Below are 16,784 nucleotides of genomic sequence, written 5' to 3' on the forward strand. Positions count from 1 at the left end.
GACAGATCCACCGGAAATTCCCGGTATATCCGTCACAACGGCGGAAAATCCCGTGCCCGTTTCAAAAGTAGTCACTCCGCGAACCGTGGCAATCTTCCAGAGATTCTGGCTGGTCCCTCCCCCGGTCAGTAAATACAATGAGCCGTAAGCCTCACCATAATCTCCTGCATTGTAGGACCGCGGCGCAAATTGCTGATAAATGACCCTGTTGACAAGATAAGGTATTGGCTCATTTTGCGAGGCAGGAATAAAGCTGGTTGTGGTCTTTACTTTCCAGTTCCGGCTGGTTTCGGCGGCGTAGATTTCACGCACGCGGATGACGTATCCGTTCCGGGTTGTGTCCCTGACATTGGAAAATGTAATATCCAACATTTCCCCGGTATTGTAAGCAAGATTGTTGCCGGGGATGATGCTGTAAGAATCCAGCGTTAAATCTTTCCGCGTCGTCTTGCTTCCTCTTCCCAGGCCCACGGTCAATTTTCCCGCGGACGTTAATTGCCAGGGGACGGCAAAACCCGCGAAACTGGAATAATTCCACTGGCCTTTAGGACCCGCAAAGTAATGAACAATCGTGCTGTGCGTCCGTGCCGGAACGTTCGTCTGCGCATACTGGCCGGGAATGAGAACGGTAGTTGCCGCCGTCCCCGTCGCCGTTATCGCTTCTGTGTCCAGATAAGCAGGCAGCGTAAAAAGGCCCGTCACGCCAGCTATTCCGGCGGCATACAGACGGTTGACCGCCCCCGTGTCCGTCGGCGCGCCTACGGCCAGCGGGATGTTGACGCCTCCGTTGGCGTTGACGGTCCCCGCCGCCGTCAGCCCTCCGGCCAGCGTCATGTTGCCGGATTCGTCCACCTGCGGCAGGGCTGCCAAAGCTTGCTGGGCCGCCGTCGCGGAATTGGCCGCGCTGGTGGCGGATGTCGCGGCAGCCGTCGCCGCCGTATTGATGAGCCTCTCCGCCTGGTCAATATCATCCTTGGCGGTTTCGGCTCGCCGGACAAGGGGCTCAATCGTCTCTTTCGCTTCCTCCCCCGCCGCTTGGACGGCGGAAACGGCGGCCGTCTGTGCTCCGGCAATCTTATCCGTAGCAGTTTTTTGTGCTCTCCCCACAGCAAGCACGGCATCGGCCTGCTTGTTCTGGAGGGCGTCCAGAGCGTCATTTTTGGCCGTGTTGACGGCCTGCTCCCCATTACTGACCGTCTGCGGCCAAGTGGCGGCCAGCGATGCCGTTTCTAACTGGGCTTTGACGGCGCGCGTATAGGCCCACCACGCCAAATCCACGGCATCCACGATCACAGTAACAGTGTCGCTGACCCGTACGATCAGGCGATGGGAGGACGGATTTTCCTTCTCTCTGGGGTCCACGGTTTCCGATACGGTGACTAGGCCGCGCAGGGCACGTTCCCTTGGGGTTTCCGGCGCGGCCTGCATCCAGAGTTCCCATGCCCCCATGCCAAGGGGCTGGGCCGGGATGCGTACCGTTGCCAACCCGGCCGCTGCATCAGTCACGATGACAGCCAAATCGACAGGGGCAGTATCAGAGGCTGCTCTGATACTGGCCTCCAGGGTGAACCCGGCCAGATCAATAGGCTGGGCGGCAGCGTCCTGGATGACCAGGGCAACGTCATAGGCGGTACCCTTGGCCAGGGCAAGATTGGCAACGGCGGGAGTCATGACTAATTTTCCAAATTAGAAGGTTCTGCCGGGGACAGGTCGATGCCCGGATAATAGGTTAATTCAATAGTATATTTCTGGGCATCCCCCTGGGCGCACGAATCGTCCAGGCTGGAAATGATCATGTACTTGCCGTTAAGCTGTACGATGTCATCCAGGGTGGGCACAGGCAGGTTTGAGACCAGCACCCCCTTTTTACCTCCGCGGAGCACTTCCAGGGTATAGGTTTCCCTGGTCTGATAAGACACACGGGTGCCGATTTCGCCGGATTCATCCGTAAATTCAGCCACAGTATTGGAGGGTTTGCGTTTTAATGATGTCAGCACACCCCACGGCACAGTCATTCCGTTCGGGATGCCAAAGACAATGTCATTTCCTTTGATAATATAAGTATTTTCAGCCATAGATTTGTGGGTTGGCAGTTTATCAGAATGAGTTTTCCAGGCAGGTGACGTCCACCTGCATGGACCAGACGGCGCGACAGGGTGAGGAATCAAAGGCAATCTGCTGGGGCGTGGCCGCCACGGGCTTGACCAGCACGCGGCCGGATTGTCCCAATTCGTGCCAGGTCAGTAACTCCAGCAACTTGTCTGCCATAGCGTTGGCCGTGGACATGTCTCCGCCCGGCCGTCCGAAAGCGGCGGAGGCGATAAACAGATTGACCTTGCGCGTGATGATCGCCTTGACCGGAACGCCTCCCTGGATGTCGTGATCCATGGTGAGCAGGTCAGGCATCACGATTACGACAGTGGAGGGGTAAGCGTGGAGCTGGCGGATAGCCTCTTCGATGTCCACGCCGTTGAAGGTTTCGACGGTGTCGGCAATTCCGGCAGCCTGAATTTCCGCGACCAGGGCGGAGAGCAGCCATTGAGTGTCGGTAAGCATGATATTAACGTATTTTGCGGTTGGACCCCCAGCCCATGTTTCCCGCTCCGTCACCGCCTGATGATCCGGCAAAACGTCCGGACCGCACATCGTCCAGTGCTTTCAAGGCGTTTTCATAGGCGGTCTTTTGGGCGTCGGTCGGTTTGTCCAGCAGCTTGGCCAGATCGTACACGGCCAGATCACGCGCCAGTTTGGAGGCCAGAGCAGCCGGGATGTCCCGGTTGCCGACGTAGCCGTCCACCGTGGCACATGCCTGGATCATGACGACCACGACAGGATCTTCCCCGGCTGGAGCCTGGGCGCGAATGTCGGCCAGTTGCCGGGCGGGCATGGCTGCCAGCAAGTCGGATTCAGTGAGCAGGGTTTTCATATATGACAAGGGGCTGGCCCGGCGCTTGACGTGGCAATACGCCGCACCGGGCCAGTAGATGAATTAAGATCCGGTGGCCGCCGGAATGGAGGGCATCAGTATCAGGGCCTCTTTAATACCGACAGATGAACCATAATAACACTCGAATGTTAGAAAGTGCTTGCCCGCGCCGGAGGCATAATGGCGGCGGTAAGACATGGTAATGCCCGTGTCCGGGTCCGTAACAGTCCGAGCGTCCAGATAGCCCTTGGTATCGGAGGGGACAACCGCCCGCGTGGCGACGGCCAGGGCAGAAGGATGCACCACAAACCCATTGGAAGCGGCGGAGCTGGCCGGGAGTACGGTTGATTCGATCAGGTCAAACCCCAGCAGGCGGGGAATGAGGCCGTCCCGGACGTACTCCGTCCCGCCGTAGGCCAACGCGGACGCCACCTGTACGGAGGCATCCTTGGCCAAAGCCGTATAAGCGGACGCGCTGGGGAAATAAACACGATTGGAGAGTGGCACTTTCAGCTCGCCGCATTTGGCGCGCGCCAGGGTAAGCAGGTCCATCATGGACATGCCGGACGTTGCCGCCAGTGTGGTGGGGTAATTGGCCTTGGTAATTTTTGAAAATACCCCTTCAATTACTTTGACAGCGACAGCATTCCCCATCTGCCCGGCAAAGATGTTCAAGGAGGCTGCCGAGCTTTCCATGAATTGGCGGTCTGTTAGTCCCACGGTTGCTTTGGCATAGCCGTCCATGGTGACGGTTACGGCGCTCATTGTTCCGGTTTCCGTTTCATAGTCGTTTTCCGTATTCGACGCTTCGATGCCGCCGATCAGGGGCACTTTTAAAGAGGCGCCCTTGCTGACGGCTTCCTTGGAGTAGTTGATGGAGAATTTTCCCAGAGGGGCCAGGGATGCCTTGAAGGCTTCCAGCCCCCTGGTGACGATGATGTCATCGTTCAGTTTTGAATCAATGGATGTTGCCATGTCTATTATATATAGTGTGTGGTTGGTAATCGGTGGGCGGGATCAACCGCGGGCGGCGATCAATTCTTTTTCGTGCGCCCTGAAAAAGGCGAGGCGTTCGGCTGGATCGGTGATAGAGGCGTGCTTGGCCAGCAGCTTTTCCCCGGTCAGTTTCGGACCGCCTCCGTCCTTGTTGTCGCCAGTCTTGTATTGCTGGGCAAAGACAGGATTGACGGGCAGCTTGGCCAGCAGGATTTCCGCCTTGGGATCGGCCAGGATCATCTCCTTCCAGGAAGCTTTCAAATCCGGGGTGATACGGCCTTCTTCACAGGCTTTTTCCACGGAGGCGTCAGCTGCCCTGGCTTTCATGTCGGCGAGGGATTTCTTCAATTCCTCGTTTTCGGTTTTCAGGGCTTCAAGCTGGGCTTGCAGCGCCTTGATTTCGTCGTCGGTCATGGTTGTTTTTGCGGTTTGGGTTTGGTTGACGGGGACGGCGGGATTGCCGTCTTTGCCAAGAAGAGGTGCGATAGTTTGGAAGGCGGCGCGATTGACCAGCCCTCCCATGTTGATGCCAGACCCAATGATGCGGCAGACACCGTCTTCATCAGGTTCAGACGCTTTAAAAACGGGGGAAAAACGGCGGTAGGATTTACCTTCCACCTTGGCCTTGCCTTCCGGCGTCCATTCGATTTCCGCGCGGATGCCGCCTGTCTTGGGGTCGTCCCCACCCCAGTAGATGCGCTTGACCCATCCGGCGGCATCGTGGTCCTGGTGGTCGTAGTCGATATAGGGTTCATCCATCAGGCCATCCGCCGCACCTTCTTGGAGTTTGCGGCGCAATTCCTCCACGGCTTCGGCGGCAGCTTCATCCACCAGGACAGTTCGTTCCACAACCTCGCCCTTGTCGTTACTGGGGTGGATCGTGTGCTTGCCGGGAGGCATCCACTGGATATCATCCGTCCCGGCCAGGGTCGTATAAAAGGCATGCTTGGCGTATAAGATCATGCCGTCATCCTGACACACCACGGGCCGCGGCACGGACTCCGCGGCCTGATTGCTCAAGATGCCCCCTTTTGGCGGTCCAGCCAGATTCCCACCGCCCGGCCGACGGCAGTACTTACCTTGCTGTCCGGCGGCAGGGCATCCGGGTCCCTGGGGATGTGCTGGGACTTTTTCAAGATGTAGATAATCTTGCCCTCCAGGGCCAGCGCCACCGGGCGGCGGCCGTCAAAGACACAGCGAAGGCCGCTGATGGAGCGCGGGCTTTTTCCGTGGCCCTCCGGCGCCACCGGGATGGCCAGCATCCGGGCCTTTTTGGGGGTGATGGTCGCGCCGTACACGTGAGTGGCCACGTGGGGGTGCCGGATGCTCACCACCACCTTGCCGCCCGTGGCGATCGGCGCGCTGCAAGCGTTCGCCACCGCTAGCCAGAAGTTGGTGCGGGGTCCGCCCAGGCGGTTGGGAGTGGCGTTCTTGCCGCGGAAATGACTAATCAGGGCGTTACGCATGGCCATGCCCGCAATCTTGCGGACGGTCGGAACGCTCCGCAGCAGGCGCATGAGGTCCGGGGTGACGTCATCCCAGACCAGTCGGAGGTTGAGGCTCATGTGGTTTTCCTGTATTGCCGTTCCACGTCCGTTTTCCCCACGGCCATGGCCGTGCCCATGGCATCCTCCAGGGCGCTGGCCAGAGCGTGCGGATTCATTAGTTTGACCAGCCGGAGGGGATCAGAGGCAAAATCATTCAGAAGATGGATAAAATCCTCGTCGCTGACGGCTTCGTCCGCTGCCGCCCTGGTGAGCCTTTCAAGTTCTGCCCTGGCCTTGCCCAGCCAGTCGTCCAGCACGGTGGGCAGTTGCTGGCGCACGCGGTGCTGCAGGTGGTCTATTGGTGTTTTATTCATGGACGGCTTCCTGTAGTTTCCCCATGTAGTATTCCCGTGCCTGGGCAGGCATGCGGTCCAGCGCCTTGGCCATCATGGCCCCGCTCATGACGGGGTCCGGCCGTGTATAAACTTCATCATCAGGTCCCGGCTGCGGTGTTTCGGTGACTTCATGCACCCAGTCCTTTTTCAGCGGTATGCCTGCCTCCAGCAATGTTTTCACACGGGCAGCCACTCCATCCGGATTGCTCGTCGTCTTGCTGCCTGGGGCGTAGTAAGGATAAACGGAGTCCTCCCCGGCATCCCCGGTATTAAGTGCATAGACGGAGGGGAGCAGTTGTTCGTTGAGGATTTCCGCAACCCAGGCGGACGCAGCGTTGATAATGTCGCTGCGGACGTTGTAGTGTACTTCCCCCAGGGCGCGGCTCCCGGCTTCGCCCGGAGACGAGGTCAATGTCTGGCCCAGGATCAGCAGATCGCAGGCCGTGTCCGCGAGGTCAATCAACTGGCGCTGCGGGTTGTCCGTTCCCTTGTTGCCGGCTTCCTTAAGCTCGACATTAGCCCCCTGGGGCACGACCGCCCAGGCCGCGCTCCCCATCAGCTCCATCATTTCTTCCAGGCGGTCCTTGATGCTGGGGTCGCTGGGGTCGTAGGTCGCCCAGCGCATGGGCTGGCCAAACAACTGGGCAAAGCTCAACAGCCAGTCGCGGCTGAAGTTGGCACAACACCAGAACCACGCCAGGGATCGCAGCAGCGCTCCGCCGCTGGGATGGCCCAGACCGACATTGTTGATTGCCACCAGAAATTTATGTTCCGGGATGTTGCCCAAGATGTCGCTTCCTGGAGATCGCAAGCCGAACATCCCGGTTTCCGCGGTCCATCCGTACCAGCGGGGATGGACACGGCGCGTCTGGCGCGGCAGCCATGCCTGGGGCATGTGACGGCAGCCCCGGACTTCCCAGTCGATTTCCCGGACGGCCACACCCGTGAACCAGCCGTCCAGCAATCCGTCAACCGTGCCGCGCCAACCCTGGCCGTCCACCCGGTAGTCGCCCTTCATGCCGTCGCGGGTTCGCTCCGCAAGGTGGTTGAGCAGGTCCATCTTCTCCGGGTTCTGGATGTTCCAGACAAGATCGCAGACGGCGTTTTTCAGCTCCACCACATTTTTGACGAGGCGGGGCCACGACTGCATCATGAGTTCGTACAAGGCGTGTTCCTCTTCCGGGGATTCCCCGGAGAGCGCCCCGGTAAGAATACGTTCCACATATTCAGGAGTAACCCAGGAGAGGGAGGGCATGAGCCAGGTTGACCGGGCGGAGGGCAGCACGATGCCGTCCCAGACCGACCCGCGGTGCTGGGAGGCGTTTTTGCGCGCCAGAATTTCCTTGACGGTCATTGCCCCGTCCTTGGCGGACAACGCGTTTTTAGGGGGTCCGCCGTGGACCGCGGAGGCATGTTTCAATTCAGGTGGGATGGTCATCGTCTTGTAGGGGTGTAGGTTCTTCGTTGGTGGCGGTATTTTCCGCGGCCGCCGCCCATGCTCACGCCGTCCAGGGCTTCCCTGGTCCAGGTCCCTTCGGCGGCTTTCAGCGTCAGGGAGTGCAGAGCCAAAGCCAAGGCCCAGAAGAGGTCGGCGTGGCCGCTGTCCGTCCGGTCTGCGTTGTAGCAGACCAGTCCCGTCTTGGTGTAGCCCTTCTCAATGGCCGCAATATGGGCTTTGAGGAGGTCATGATTGGGGAGGATGATTTTTCCGGCTTCCATGGCGCGCGCCAAGTTGGAGGCCAGTTCTTCCTTGGACGCATTGTTAAAGGTAACGCCGCGGATTTTGTGACCGTTGCGCCGCCTCCGGGCGTCATCCACGTATTTGTCGCCGAGGCCTGTCTGGTCGATGGCCACCAGCTTGACGCCCGCGGTTCCGGTGATTTCGTCCAGCTTCCGGTCGCGGCTTTCCCATGAATGGTCCTCATGGTAGTACACCAGCCGGACCACATAACGGTCGTGCCATTCTTTCAGAGCAATATAACAGTGTTTGTCGCTCTGGCGTGCCACGTCCACTCCCACGCCGATGGGGCCTTCTTCTGCGGCCAGATTGCCCGCGGCAGAGGCGTAGCGGTCGTTGGTGCATGCGTTGATGGTGTCCCAGGAGATGAGCTGGCCCGCCGTGTCCTGGGGCACGCACATGTATTCTTCCAGATAATCAGATTCCGTCAGGCATTTGGCGCGGCAGGATTTCATGAATGCTTCGCGGGTCATTTTTTTACCCGTCTTGGCGTTGATCCGCTCGACGATCCCAGCTTCCACGGCGTCCGCAATCGTGATGCGGTGGTGGCTCCACCCCATTGGATTGCCGTTATTGATGCAGTCATTGACAATCAGAGCAAAGACGGATTGCTTTCCGCGGTGCGTGGATATGATGATGCGCTGTCCGCCCCACTGCGTGACAGCGGAGGAAACCTTCAGCAGTTTTTGCTGGTCTTTGTGGAGCGCAAATTCGTCCAGGATGACGTTGCCGCGCTTGCCCGCCAGCACGTCCGCGTTGCTGGACAGGGCGTGGATGGTGCGGCCCGTGGCAAAGGTGATGGTATAGACCGTCTCCCCTTCGATGATTTCTTCCCCCAGGGCAACGGCTCCCAAGTTATAAATTTCCGCCCATTTCTTGCAGTCGTCAATGAATTGCTTGGCCGCTCCCAGGTCGCGGCTGCACACCCACCAGTCCCACCGCGCCCCGCGTTTCACACAGGAGCGGACAGCCTTCAAGGCGGCGTATTCCGAAAGGCCGATTTGGCGGCCTTTTTCCACGAGAATGTTGTCGGCAGAGTCCTCTAGGAATTCAGCCTGATAGACCATGCTGCGCGGCAGTTTCGCCTTGCGCCTGATAATGCGGGATTTCATGGGTTAAAGCAGATTTATGGCTATTTCAAACGGGAGAGACGCGCGAGAATGCTGTCCATAAAAAACTTTCCGGCACTGGTCAGGGGGAGTTCTTTCCGTGGCCAGCCCCATAGGCGGCCACGATAAGAAATAAACCGCCAGCGGCGATAGCCAACTGCCCGCTCCAGAGTACAGCGGCGGGCTTGGAATAGTGGAGTGAATTGGCGGGATTTCATGGGTCAAAGCAGGTTCATGGCTTCTTCGATGCGGGCGAGGTCTTCGTCAGTCAGTCCGGCCTGGGCAGGCTTCCCTTCTTCCACGGCCGCCGCGGCCTCGCGTTCCTCCCGCCGAATGTCGGCCAGCTCACGGCGGAAGTTGATCAGCATTTTCATGAGGTCGAATATTTTGCCGGGCTTGTCGGCAATCAGGCCCTTGATGTCCTCGGCGTCCATTTCCGCCAGGGCTGATTCCAGCATGTCCATGGCCGCCGCGATCCCGGCTTCCGCCGGGCCGCCGTCCTCCTTGTATTTGTTCAGCAGGTCGATTTTCCAGGAGTAAGCAGCCTGGGCTTGGGCAAGGCGTTCTTGCCGTGCCAGCCATTCCCGGTGTGCGCCCTTGCGGTAGTTAGTGACGTTTTGCGGCGTTACGCCGGGATAGCCGGAGGCGTCACACAAGGCAGCAACATCACGCCACGTTCCCCCGTCGGCCAGGCATCGGCTGACGGCATCCTGCACCTTGGCAGGCATGCGGCTGATGGCCGCGCTGGCGGTGCGTTTAGCCATGAGTGAGGGCCTCCTTTCCACGGTCCAGGATGATCCATCGGCAACCGAATGCGGAGGGCAGGCGGTGGACATATCCCAGGGCTTCCAGGGTTTCCAGCTCCGCGGCGGCCTGCGTCTGGTCGTACCCGGCCAGACGGATTTCCGTTTCGATTTTCCCCGCGGCAGACGGCAGCGCGTCCTGCGTGGCAAGGTATTCCAGGATGATTTGACGTACTTTTTGGGCTTCGGTCATGCAGCTATCCTGACACAACAAAGGCCGCGGCACGGATGCCGCGGCCTGATGGAACAAGGATGTCCTTAGTCCTGGAGGCGGGAGCCTTCCAGCCTGCCAATAGCTCGGTTCAAGGTGGCGAATTGTGCGTGGCTTTGTTCTCTCATTTTAATGATTTCATCCACGATTTCCCGCTTGTCCGTTTCACGGCCAGCTTCCAGAGTTTCCAACCTCCGGCCGTGTTCGTCCAGACGGTGGTGCAGCACCTTGATGTTGTCCATCGTAGCGGCCTGCTTGCCTTCGATGACTTCCACAGGCTGGTCTTCCACTTTGACCCCACGCGGCTTCCCATGGAATTTCAGGAGTACCCAGCCCTGTAAGGCGTTACCAACCATGGACAACACCATCAGCCCTTGCCACAAGAATTCACTGTTTTCCATGGTCATCAATAGTTGGCTATGCCGACGGCAATTGCCCCGCATAGGTTGGCATCCTGTTCCAAGGCTGTTTCGTAGTCGTAGTCGTTGTCGATGAAAAACGGCTCCACAATGACACAGGGGGCTACGGTTCCACGGAGCTGCGCGCCTCCGCGCTCTGTCCCGGTGATGGGCTTGATGCCCCGGTCTGGCAATCCCAGGGCCTTGACCATTTGTGTCTGGATGCACTGGGCCAGACGCTTGCCGCGCGGCGACGTGTGCCAGTACAGGGTTTCCGTGCCGGATGCCTTGCCGTTGTAGGCGTTGGCGTGCAGGGCCACAATGATGTCGGCGTTGGCCTCGTTGCAGGCCCGTACACAGGCAGTCATGCCCGTGCCGCCTCCGTCCATTTCCCGGTTGACTATCACCGCGTCATGTCCATATCCCCGCAGGTAATTGGCAAGCCGCGGAGCATACGTGCTCCAAAAGCGGTACTCGCTGATATGGTAATTCCGGTTTTCCGCTCCGGGAGCTGATGGACAATGTCCAATGTCAATACATACTTTCATAGTAATATGTCCTTTCTATGTTCCAGGCGGGCGTTACTCCGCCCGGAATGGTTGGGTTACTTGGTGAGGTCGGCTTGCACGACGGGTGGATTATCCGTTATAGGCTGGGACTGGGACCACGTCAGTGTGTGAGTGTCGTTGTTCCAGACCAGTTCCCTTCCGGCGCGGGTGATGGTGTATTGCCCTTGCCGGATATTGATGCCAACACGGCCCGGAGGATCAGACTGCGCCGTGGAGGTGCAGGACGTTTGCGTCAGGCCCATCCAGGCGCCCAGCGCCCCAACGAGGGCTCCGGCCAGTACCTTGGCCCAGTTGCCTGGGACTTTCAGAGCCATCAGGATGCGCGTGACAATTCCGGCAGCTTCTTCCTTGTTTATGTTATTCATTTTATTCCATGTTATTGGTTGATGTTATGTATTCAAGAACCCCTATCATGGCACGAAAAAGGCCGCAGCACGGATGCCGCGGCCTGATTGGAAGAATGTTCAATCGTTGGTTATTTCGGGAGGGCTGATTGATTCAGCATTTGCTGTTGCATCATCATTTGTTGTTGCTGTAATTGAGCCATTTGCAACTGCGATTGCTGCTGCATTGCATGCATCATCTGTTGATGCATATCCATCTTATCTTTTTTAATAACAATCAATAATGCATGTATCCACGGGCCAATCCCTGTTACAAAAAGGATCAAATTCAGAAGGAAAGCACCGATACCACCGTAAATCAATGCTGCGACAGGGGGAAGGACTAAGGCAAGAAAATAACGCATAGAGAATTTATACAAATAAAATCAACTTGAGACAAGGTGAAAAATGTTCCCTTCATTCTGACATGTCTAGTTTTTTGTTTACCTTGTCATGGATGTTCAGTTAGATGTTGATATTTTCCTCCGCCGGGAGGGTTTGGAAGGTGAAGGTATGTCTCTAAGGTAATTCATAAGCTTTTCTTCTAGAGATTTACTTTTCAAAATTCCAGTTAGTACTTTTGAGATATTAGAATAACTTGTCCCTAGTTCTTCCGCCGCTTTTCGGGCAGTGACTCTTTTTTTCTTCATGAGGCCGCGGCAGAAAACAATATTGAAAGGCAATGTTTTTGTGACACGTGTCACAACTTCATTTTTCATAATGAACGAAATTACAATATGTTTTATTGATATACAACTAAAAAAATTTCAGCTGAAATTTTTTTAAAACATATCGAATCAAATATATTGATAATAAGCTGATTGCGTAATCCATGTTTGTGACATGTGTCACAAATTAATCATCAATAGCCACAACGCTCAGCAACACCCGAACAGCCTTCTTTAGTTCACTCAATTGTCGTTCTGCTGATTCTGCACGGCGTTGCCAATCGGTTATTTTTTCACCTTCCCCGGTTCCCGCAATTAACCATTCCATGTTTATTCCCAACACGGATGCTATTCGGTACAATTCATCTCCTCCAGGCCTTCTATCCCCTGATAGATAACGAGATATTGCAACATTGGAAAGCCCGGTTAGCTTCCCCAATTCTTTCTGCTTCATTTTTTTATTCTCTAAAGCAGTCCTAAGTCGAGAAGAAAAATTACCGTTCGGATGTTTTTCTTGTTGCATTATATAGCCAATTGGTTATTTATGTGTCCATGTTTCCGCGGAAACATATCCAAAAGGTAACAGAGCGCAGATGAAAACCAAGCAAGATTTACTATCAATAAAGATGGGCCTGAAGAAAAAAGGATGGACATATAAAACAGCCTCAATCTGTTGCGGTGTAAGTTTTTCGCATTTTTCCAAGGTTCTTTCAGGGTGTCGCAAAAGTACACTCCTTCTACGCCTTATTGATGCCCTGCCATCCCGGCGTTACACCTCCACCAATAACCATTCAATCAAATGAACAAAACAACCATAGAAAAAGCTGCTGACCAGCTCGCAAAACAAAACGACCGGGAATGGGAAACTAGTCACTCCTAATCGCCATGACTGACATTCAACTAGCCTCCGCCCGCCGGGATCGCGCTGAAAAGCGCGCAGCCCTGTATGTCGCCAACGGGGAAAATGCCCCCTTTGCTGTAGAGGCACAGGACAACGGGCAATCATCGGCCATCTGGCGCAGGCTGAAAACCCTGGGCCTGTACCTGATCGGCGGCATCGCCCTGGCTGCGCTTGCCTTCCTTTTGGTGGTTGCGACCGTCGATTTCATTATTTACCCCCTGTAATTCTTAAAATCAATGACCGACGCCGAATTTGCCAACCTTCCCGCGGAACTCCGCGCCGTCTGCCTGCTGCGCCTGTTGCGGCGGCCCGTAGTGCGTCGCTGGGCGCATCGTGAATTCGGCTTTCCCCTCACGGGGCCGCTCACGTGCAGGCAACTGACTGCGTGGTGCGGCGTCCATGAGGACACCATCCTGGAGTGGGAGCGCCAAGCCCTGCTCACCCTGCGCGGCGCATGCCGCCGCTCCGGCCTGACGCCGGATGCCATTGACGAACTCAAACACTAAAACATTATGGCTAAAAAAGAAGTAGCAATCAAAGAAGAAGACGCCATCCGGAACTATGCGGCCGGAGCCAAGCGTGACCTAATCTCCGCGTGCGCCAACGCCCTGAAAGCCGGGGCCTGCATCGTCGCCCTGTCAGCCCGTGCCAAGACATCCGTCAACGGCATCATCTCCATTCTGGATGTGGATGTGTCGAGGCGGACACTCTTCCGTTGGGCAAACGCCTATAACACGGCCTGCAAAATCCTGGCCCTGGATCACGTCCCATCCTATGGAGACGCGGAGTGGGACGACCATCTTGCTGCCCTGGACGACATTGCGGCTAACATGAGCATCAGCCGACTGCAACTGGGCGCTCCCGCGGAGGGGTCGGATATTGCCCGCCTGGACACCCTCCAGACGGCCACCGAAACCGCGGAAGGCGACGAGGAAGAAGCCATCTACGCCAACGCCCTGGAACGGGTGGAAAAAGGTGAGTGGACGCTTATCCAGGCCATGCGCGCGGTTGGCGGGCAAAAGGCCAAGGATGTGGCCATTGAGCGACGGAAAGACCCGCTGTATATCGGCATCGACCAGGAAACCAAGAAGCCCGTGGGCATTCTTCCCAAGGCGGTATCCAGTCTCAAGACCGGATTTGAAAACTGGGAAGCCTTTGACGGCGAAAGCAAGCGCGCCTTTGCCGCCCTGTGGAAAAGCGTGCTGGATGCCGCACCGGATGACCTGGAAAAATACCTCTAACCCATTGCCGCCATGGACCACGACGCCCTGATCGCCAAACTGCAAAAACTCCTGGCCCTCGCCCAGCGAGGGGAAGACGGTGAAGCCGTCAATGCCCGCGCCCTGCTGACAAGATGCTTGCCCGGTACGGAATTGACGAGGCCAGCCTGACCGACATCCGAACTCTGCGCTACGCCACGGATTATGACGACGAGCAGGAACTGCTCATCGTCGTGGCCAGCTATGCCCTGCAAATCCCATATGCCCAGGTTCATGCGGAGGTAGTAACAAAAAAGGACGCTCTGGGGCTGGATCTGACCATGAGCGTGGAACAGCACGGGCTGGTGGCCTCTCTGTTCGAGCATCACCGCATTGGTCTTGAAAAGTCAATCAAGAGACTGGAAACGAACCAGGAGAAGAAGAAAGACGCCATGCAGGAAGAAATCGAAAAGCTGACCGCCAAAATCCGGACGTTGAAAGCCATCTTTGGCAATCTGGCCCAGTCCATGGAAAAAGCACGGCAAAGCATCCTCTGCGCCTATGTCAACTTGAACAATCTGGTGGACTACACCGGATGGAGCAACGCCAGCACGGACGGGGCGGACGCCATCATATCCGCCGCGGAATCCTGCGTCCGCCTGGACCCCTCCACCAGACAACTGCCAGGCCAGCGCCTGGGCAACTAATCCCCCATGAACCGATATTGCCTCGCCATTCTTTACATCATCGCTGTGGCCTCCATCTGCGTGACTCTGGCGTTATACGACAGCCCGTTCCTGGCCTTCTTTCTCGCCTTATTCCTTATGGATAACGTATCCGTTAAAATCCGTTAATTCCTCCTATGGCTATTCTCCCGGATCATTCTCTCAACGCTTTTTCCGCTGACGGTTCCGGCCGCCGTGGTCGTCCGCGCCAGATCGACCTGACCGACGACCTCAAGCGCGAGCTGGCCAGCCTGTACCTGTCCACCAACGCTACCCGCAAAAGCGGCAGCATGACGATTGCCTGGGACCTGTTTACCCAGGCGCACCCGGAAATCGCCTGGGACAAAATGGCCCGTTCCTCCAAGCACACCCTCCCGGCCGTGGCCAGGGAAGTGATGAAGAACGCCCGGCCGCTGGTTGGCTTCCATCGTGGCGGTGAAAGAAAGCTGCGTGAACTCGCCTATCAGCCCGGCCTGCTCCGGCGCAATCCGGACGGCTCCCCGTTGAGGGCAGGGCAACGGGCAAGCTGGGACGATGCCACGATCAACTTCGGCGTGGTAGTACCCTGGCCGTGGAGGGGCGATGCCTGCGCGGACAAATACGGCGTGCGCCTGGGGCGCTTCCAGTTGCTTGTTTGTCACGACGATGCTTCATCGTTCATTCCTACATGGTCGTATGTCATCAGGTTTGAACAATCCTACCGGGGCGAGGACGTGGCCGCCGCCATGATCCGCACCAGCCGGGACGTAGGATGCTTTGAAAACTATGTCTTGGAAGGCGGTGTCTGGAAAAGCAACCGAGTCCAGGCCGTCCTCAACCACTTGCGGATTGGCCACATTGACGCGCAGGGCAGGCCCCAGTGCAAACTGGTCGAAAAGTTCTTCGGCAAGCTCTGGACGGTTATCAGCGCGCTGGCCAAGGGCCATGTTGGCCGCTATCAAGCGGAAGACAAGGCCACCAGTGAATTGTATGTCGCCTGCCGTCAGGGCAGGAAAGACCCCCGCAAATATTTCCCCATGTTATCGGAGGCAACGGACATCATCACCCGCGCCATCGACTACTGCAACCACGACCGCTGGGAATCCCGCGAATACGGCAAGTGGGTGCCCGCGGACGTGTGGGCCAGGGACACCGCGGCCCATCCCCTGCGGCCCATGCCCGCCGACGCCGAGTGGCTCATGGCTCCGGCCGTCGTTACCCGCAAAGTAACCAAGGCCGCCCTGCGTGCCACCGTGCCCGGCCCCCTGGGTGTGTCCCAACGCTACACCTTCAGCGCGCCGTGGCTGGTGGCGGAAGAAGGCCGGGAACTGACCCTGCACTTTGACCCCCTTGGTGAGTGGCCTTTGCGCGCCATGGTGTCCGACCCCAAAACGGGGAAATTCCTGGACATGGCGGACTGCGCCAACCCCGTGGCCATGGGCGGTATTGAAGATGACATGTCCCGCCACATCCGCCAGATCATGCGGACCGAATACCACAACATGACCTCCAGCGGCAAGGCTGCCAGGGAATCCACCCTCCGCGCCCTCAACGGTCAAACCACCATCACGCAGACCAACACCGCGGACGATGCCTCCGGCGATGACGCCGCCGACCCCGCGCCGACGCCCGGCCTCAAGGACGCCGCAGTCCGCCGTGCCCGTTCCTATGCCCTGGACCCCCTCAAGCGCGCCGCGGAACAGGACTCCGCCAGGGTGCAGCCCGTACCCCCGGCGCTCCCCACCCGCGACGACTACGCCGCCATGCGCCGCCGCGCGTCGCAATCCTCTACATCAACAACCCTTAACTGGTAATCATTATGGATAAATACACACTATCACAACACCCTGACGTGCTGGCCCTGGCCTCCAACCAGGCCGCAACCGGACTCAATGACGCCGACTTCTGCCGCCGCGTCAAATTCACCCTCTCCCCGTCCTCCTGGGGAAAGGTCAAGAAAGGCACCTACTCCGGCAACTGCCACAATGCGCTGGCTGCCGTGCAGGCCGCTCTGGATGCGGACATCACCGCCGCCGATCAAGTGCCTGTTGTGGACGGCGGCATCGTGCTGCTGGATCATATCCAGGTGGCCGCGGATGCTGTTGCCGCCGCACGGATCGCACAGGACGAGCACAGGCTGGTGCTGGTCGTAGCTCCCGCGGGCGGCGGCAAGACCTACACGGCCCGCTACATCGCCGCCAAATACTCCGGCCAGATCGTCAACGCCTCCCCGTCCTGGGCCAAGTCTTACATGCACACCCTCCGCGAGCTTGCCCGAGGCCTGGGCATCGGCGGGG

Annotated in this window: 26 protein-coding genes; 8 read left to right on the forward strand and 18 right to left on the reverse strand. The window is 57.7% G+C overall.

Translation table 11 applies throughout. The features are described 5' to 3' along the window. From CI070_RS02645 to CI070_RS02725, 18 genes are all read right to left on the reverse strand, one after another. Positions 1 to 1,671: hypothetical protein (locus CI070_RS02645; RefSeq protein WP_143245517.1), on the reverse strand; the 1,671-nt coding region annotated here is incomplete at its 3' end. 2 nt (positions 1,672 to 1,673) lie between these two features. Beyond that, entirely contained in the window at positions 1,674 to 2,075 is a 402-nt protein-coding gene (locus CI070_RS02650; protein WP_094135500.1) for a hypothetical protein, read from the reverse strand. A gap of 22 nt (positions 2,076 to 2,097) precedes the next feature. Continuing rightward, positions 2,098 to 2,556, reverse strand: coding sequence for a hypothetical protein (locus tag CI070_RS02655; RefSeq protein ID WP_094135501.1), 459 nt, complete (start codon positions 2,554 to 2,556; stop codon positions 2,098 to 2,100). A 4-nt stretch (positions 2,557 to 2,560) separates the two neighbouring features. Beyond that, on the reverse strand, positions 2,561 to 2,926 hold the full coding sequence (locus CI070_RS02660; protein ID WP_094135502.1) for a phage protein Gp36 family protein: 366 nt from the start codon (positions 2,924 to 2,926) through the stop codon (positions 2,561 to 2,563). A gap of 63 nt (positions 2,927 to 2,989) precedes the next feature. Next, complete coding sequence (locus CI070_RS02665) at positions 2,990 to 3,901, reverse strand: hypothetical protein (protein ID WP_094135503.1); 912 nt, start codon at positions 3,899 to 3,901, stop codon at positions 2,990 to 2,992. A gap of 42 nt (positions 3,902 to 3,943) precedes the next feature. Then, positions 3,944 to 4,942 (reverse strand): phage protease, encoded by a 999-nt coding sequence (locus CI070_RS02670; RefSeq protein ID WP_094135504.1) that lies wholly within the window; start codon positions 4,940 to 4,942, stop codon positions 3,944 to 3,946. Continuing rightward, complete coding sequence (locus CI070_RS02675; RefSeq protein ID WP_094135505.1) at positions 4,939 to 5,487, reverse strand: hypothetical protein; 549 nt, start codon at positions 5,485 to 5,487, stop codon at positions 4,939 to 4,941. The genes CI070_RS02670 and CI070_RS02675 overlap by 4 nt, the downstream gene beginning before the upstream one ends. After that, complete coding sequence (locus CI070_RS02680) at positions 5,484 to 5,783, reverse strand: hypothetical protein (RefSeq protein WP_094135506.1); 300 nt, start codon at positions 5,781 to 5,783, stop codon at positions 5,484 to 5,486. Before CI070_RS02680 ends, CI070_RS02675 begins: the two co-directional genes overlap by 4 nt. Next, the gene (locus CI070_RS02685; protein WP_094135507.1) at positions 5,776 to 7,242 is read right to left on the reverse strand and encodes a phage portal protein family protein; all 1,467 of its coding nucleotides are present in this window, start codon (positions 7,240 to 7,242) and stop codon (positions 5,776 to 5,778) included. Before CI070_RS02685 ends, CI070_RS02680 begins: the two co-directional genes overlap by 8 nt. Continuing rightward, complete coding sequence (locus CI070_RS02690) at positions 7,239 to 8,654, reverse strand: phage terminase large subunit family protein (protein WP_094135508.1); 1,416 nt, start codon at positions 8,652 to 8,654, stop codon at positions 7,239 to 7,241. Before CI070_RS02690 ends, CI070_RS02685 begins: the two co-directional genes overlap by 4 nt. Positions 8,655 to 8,872: 218 nt before the next feature. After that, on the reverse strand, positions 8,873 to 9,415 hold the full coding sequence (locus CI070_RS02695; protein WP_094135509.1) for a hypothetical protein: 543 nt from the start codon (positions 9,413 to 9,415) through the stop codon (positions 8,873 to 8,875). Next, complete coding sequence (locus tag CI070_RS02700; RefSeq protein WP_094135510.1) at positions 9,408 to 9,647, reverse strand: hypothetical protein; 240 nt, start codon at positions 9,645 to 9,647, stop codon at positions 9,408 to 9,410. The genes CI070_RS02695 and CI070_RS02700 overlap by 8 nt, the downstream gene beginning before the upstream one ends. Positions 9,648 to 9,712: 65 nt before the next feature. Then, complete coding sequence (locus tag CI070_RS02705) at positions 9,713 to 10,066, reverse strand: hypothetical protein (protein WP_143245518.1); 354 nt, start codon at positions 10,064 to 10,066, stop codon at positions 9,713 to 9,715. Between the two features lie 5 nt (positions 10,067 to 10,071). After that, positions 10,072 to 10,611, reverse strand: coding sequence for an N-acetylmuramoyl-L-alanine amidase (locus CI070_RS02710; protein ID WP_094135512.1), 540 nt, complete (start codon positions 10,609 to 10,611; stop codon positions 10,072 to 10,074). Positions 10,612 to 10,667: 56 nt separating this feature from the next. Continuing rightward, on the reverse strand, positions 10,668 to 10,997 hold the full coding sequence (locus tag CI070_RS02715) for a hypothetical protein (RefSeq protein ID WP_094135513.1): 330 nt from the start codon (positions 10,995 to 10,997) through the stop codon (positions 10,668 to 10,670). Positions 10,998 to 11,107: 110 nt separating this feature from the next. Further along, positions 11,108 to 11,380, reverse strand: a complete 273-nt coding sequence (locus CI070_RS02720) for a hypothetical protein (RefSeq protein WP_143246893.1) — start codon at positions 11,378 to 11,380, stop codon at positions 11,108 to 11,110. A 96-nt stretch (positions 11,381 to 11,476) separates the two neighbouring features. Next, positions 11,477 to 11,734 (reverse strand): hypothetical protein, encoded by a 258-nt coding sequence (locus CI070_RS13845; protein ID WP_218824878.1) that lies wholly within the window; start codon positions 11,732 to 11,734, stop codon positions 11,477 to 11,479. 136 nt (positions 11,735 to 11,870) lie between these two features. Next, positions 11,871 to 12,206 (reverse strand): helix-turn-helix domain-containing protein, encoded by a 336-nt coding sequence (locus tag CI070_RS02725; RefSeq protein WP_094135515.1) that lies wholly within the window; start codon positions 12,204 to 12,206, stop codon positions 11,871 to 11,873. Between the two features lie 362 nt (positions 12,207 to 12,568). On the opposite strand from CI070_RS02725, the gene CI070_RS02730 reads away from it, so the two are divergent. From CI070_RS02730 to CI070_RS02755, 8 genes are all read left to right on the forward strand, one after another. Then, a complete protein-coding gene (locus tag CI070_RS02730) occupies positions 12,569 to 12,808 on the forward strand; it encodes a hypothetical protein (protein WP_094135516.1) in 240 nt (79 codons plus the stop codon). Between the two features lie 12 nt (positions 12,809 to 12,820). Further along, positions 12,821 to 13,090 (forward strand): hypothetical protein, encoded by a 270-nt coding sequence (locus CI070_RS02735; RefSeq protein ID WP_094135517.1) that lies wholly within the window; start codon positions 12,821 to 12,823, stop codon positions 13,088 to 13,090. Between the two features lie 6 nt (positions 13,091 to 13,096). Continuing rightward, complete coding sequence (locus CI070_RS02740; RefSeq protein WP_094135518.1) at positions 13,097 to 13,825, forward strand: hypothetical protein; 729 nt, start codon at positions 13,097 to 13,099, stop codon at positions 13,823 to 13,825. Positions 13,826 to 13,837: 12 nt separating this feature from the next. Then, entirely contained in the window at positions 13,838 to 13,975 is a 138-nt protein-coding gene (locus CI070_RS13415) for a hypothetical protein (RefSeq protein WP_179218299.1), read from the forward strand. After that, positions 13,939 to 14,490 (forward strand): hypothetical protein, encoded by a 552-nt coding sequence (locus tag CI070_RS02745; RefSeq protein WP_094135519.1) that lies wholly within the window; start codon positions 13,939 to 13,941, stop codon positions 14,488 to 14,490. The genes CI070_RS13415 and CI070_RS02745 overlap by 37 nt, the downstream gene beginning before the upstream one ends. A 6-nt stretch (positions 14,491 to 14,496) precedes the next feature. After that, positions 14,497 to 14,637, forward strand: a complete 141-nt coding sequence (locus CI070_RS13420) for a hypothetical protein (protein ID WP_179218300.1) — start codon at positions 14,497 to 14,499, stop codon at positions 14,635 to 14,637. An 8-nt stretch (positions 14,638 to 14,645) separates the two neighbouring features. Further along, positions 14,646 to 16,301 carry a hypothetical protein gene (locus CI070_RS02750; protein WP_094135520.1) on the forward strand — a complete coding sequence of 552 codons (1,656 nt, stop codon included), beginning with the start codon at positions 14,646 to 14,648 and terminating at the stop codon, positions 16,299 to 16,301. A 5-nt stretch (positions 16,302 to 16,306) separates the two neighbouring features. Then, positions 16,307 to 16,784 (forward strand): hypothetical protein (locus tag CI070_RS02755; protein ID WP_143245519.1); only part of this gene is annotated, 478 nt, incomplete at its 3' end.

The organism is Akkermansia muciniphila, from assembly GCF_900184965.1.
Lineage (GTDB): Bacteria > Verrucomicrobiota > Verrucomicrobiia > Verrucomicrobiales > Akkermansiaceae > Akkermansia > Akkermansia muciniphila_A.

What these genes read in the sequence shown, in the direction of transcription:
- CI070_RS02650 (WP_094135500.1), bottom strand. Translation starts at nt 2,075, where the DNA reads ATGGCTGAAAATACTTATATTATCAAAGGAAATGACATTGTCTTTGGC.
- CI070_RS02655 (WP_094135501.1), bottom strand. Translation starts at nt 2,556, where the DNA reads ATGCTTACCGACACTCAATGGCTGCTCTCCGCCCTGGTCGCGGAAATT.
- CI070_RS02660 (WP_094135502.1), bottom strand. Translation starts at nt 2,926, where the DNA reads ATGAAAACCCTGCTCACTGAATCCGACTTGCTGGCAGCCATGCCCGCC.
- CI070_RS02665 (WP_094135503.1), bottom strand. Translation starts at nt 3,901, where the DNA reads ATGGCAACATCCATTGATTCAAAACTGAACGATGACATCATCGTCACC.
- CI070_RS02675 (WP_094135505.1), bottom strand. Translation starts at nt 5,487, where the DNA reads ATGAGCCTCAACCTCCGACTGGTCTGGGATGACGTCACCCCGGACCTC.
- CI070_RS02680 (WP_094135506.1), bottom strand. Translation starts at nt 5,783, where the DNA reads ATGAATAAAACACCAATAGACCACCTGCAGCACCGCGTGCGCCAGCAA.
- CI070_RS02685 (WP_094135507.1), bottom strand. Translation starts at nt 7,242, where the DNA reads ATGACCATCCCACCTGAATTGAAACATGCCTCCGCGGTCCACGGCGGA.
- CI070_RS02690 (WP_094135508.1), bottom strand. Translation starts at nt 8,654, where the DNA reads ATGAAATCCCGCATTATCAGGCGCAAGGCGAAACTGCCGCGCAGCATG.
- CI070_RS02695 (WP_094135509.1), bottom strand. Translation starts at nt 9,415, where the DNA reads ATGGCTAAACGCACCGCCAGCGCGGCCATCAGCCGCATGCCTGCCAAG.
- CI070_RS02700 (WP_094135510.1), bottom strand. Translation starts at nt 9,647, where the DNA reads ATGACCGAAGCCCAAAAAGTACGTCAAATCATCCTGGAATACCTTGCC.
- CI070_RS02705 (WP_143245518.1), bottom strand. Translation starts at nt 10,066, where the DNA reads ATGGAAAACAGTGAATTCTTGTGGCAAGGGCTGATGGTGTTGTCCATG.
- CI070_RS02710 (WP_094135512.1), bottom strand. Translation starts at nt 10,611, where the DNA reads ATGAAAGTATGTATTGACATTGGACATTGTCCATCAGCTCCCGGAGCG.
- CI070_RS02715 (WP_094135513.1), bottom strand. Translation starts at nt 10,997, where the DNA reads ATGAATAACATAAACAAGGAAGAAGCTGCCGGAATTGTCACGCGCATC.
- CI070_RS02720 (WP_143246893.1), bottom strand. Translation starts at nt 11,380, where the DNA reads ATGCGTTATTTTCTTGCCTTAGTCCTTCCCCCTGTCGCAGCATTGATT.
- CI070_RS13845 (WP_218824878.1), bottom strand. Translation starts at nt 11,734, where the DNA reads ATGAAAAATGAAGTTGTGACACGTGTCACAAAAACATTGCCTTTCAAT.
- CI070_RS02725 (WP_094135515.1), bottom strand. Translation starts at nt 12,206, where the DNA reads ATGCAACAAGAAAAACATCCGAACGGTAATTTTTCTTCTCGACTTAGG.
- CI070_RS02730 (WP_094135516.1), top strand. Translation starts at nt 12,569, where the DNA reads ATGACTGACATTCAACTAGCCTCCGCCCGCCGGGATCGCGCTGAAAAG.
- CI070_RS02735 (WP_094135517.1), top strand. Translation starts at nt 12,821, where the DNA reads ATGACCGACGCCGAATTTGCCAACCTTCCCGCGGAACTCCGCGCCGTC.
- CI070_RS02740 (WP_094135518.1), top strand. Translation starts at nt 13,097, where the DNA reads ATGGCTAAAAAAGAAGTAGCAATCAAAGAAGAAGACGCCATCCGGAAC.
- CI070_RS13415 (WP_179218299.1), top strand. Translation starts at nt 13,838, where the DNA reads ATGGACCACGACGCCCTGATCGCCAAACTGCAAAAACTCCTGGCCCTC.
- CI070_RS02745 (WP_094135519.1), top strand. Translation starts at nt 13,939, where the DNA reads ATGCTTGCCCGGTACGGAATTGACGAGGCCAGCCTGACCGACATCCGA.
- CI070_RS13420 (WP_179218300.1), top strand. Translation starts at nt 14,497, where the DNA reads ATGAACCGATATTGCCTCGCCATTCTTTACATCATCGCTGTGGCCTCC.
- CI070_RS02750 (WP_094135520.1), top strand. Translation starts at nt 14,646, where the DNA reads ATGGCTATTCTCCCGGATCATTCTCTCAACGCTTTTTCCGCTGACGGT.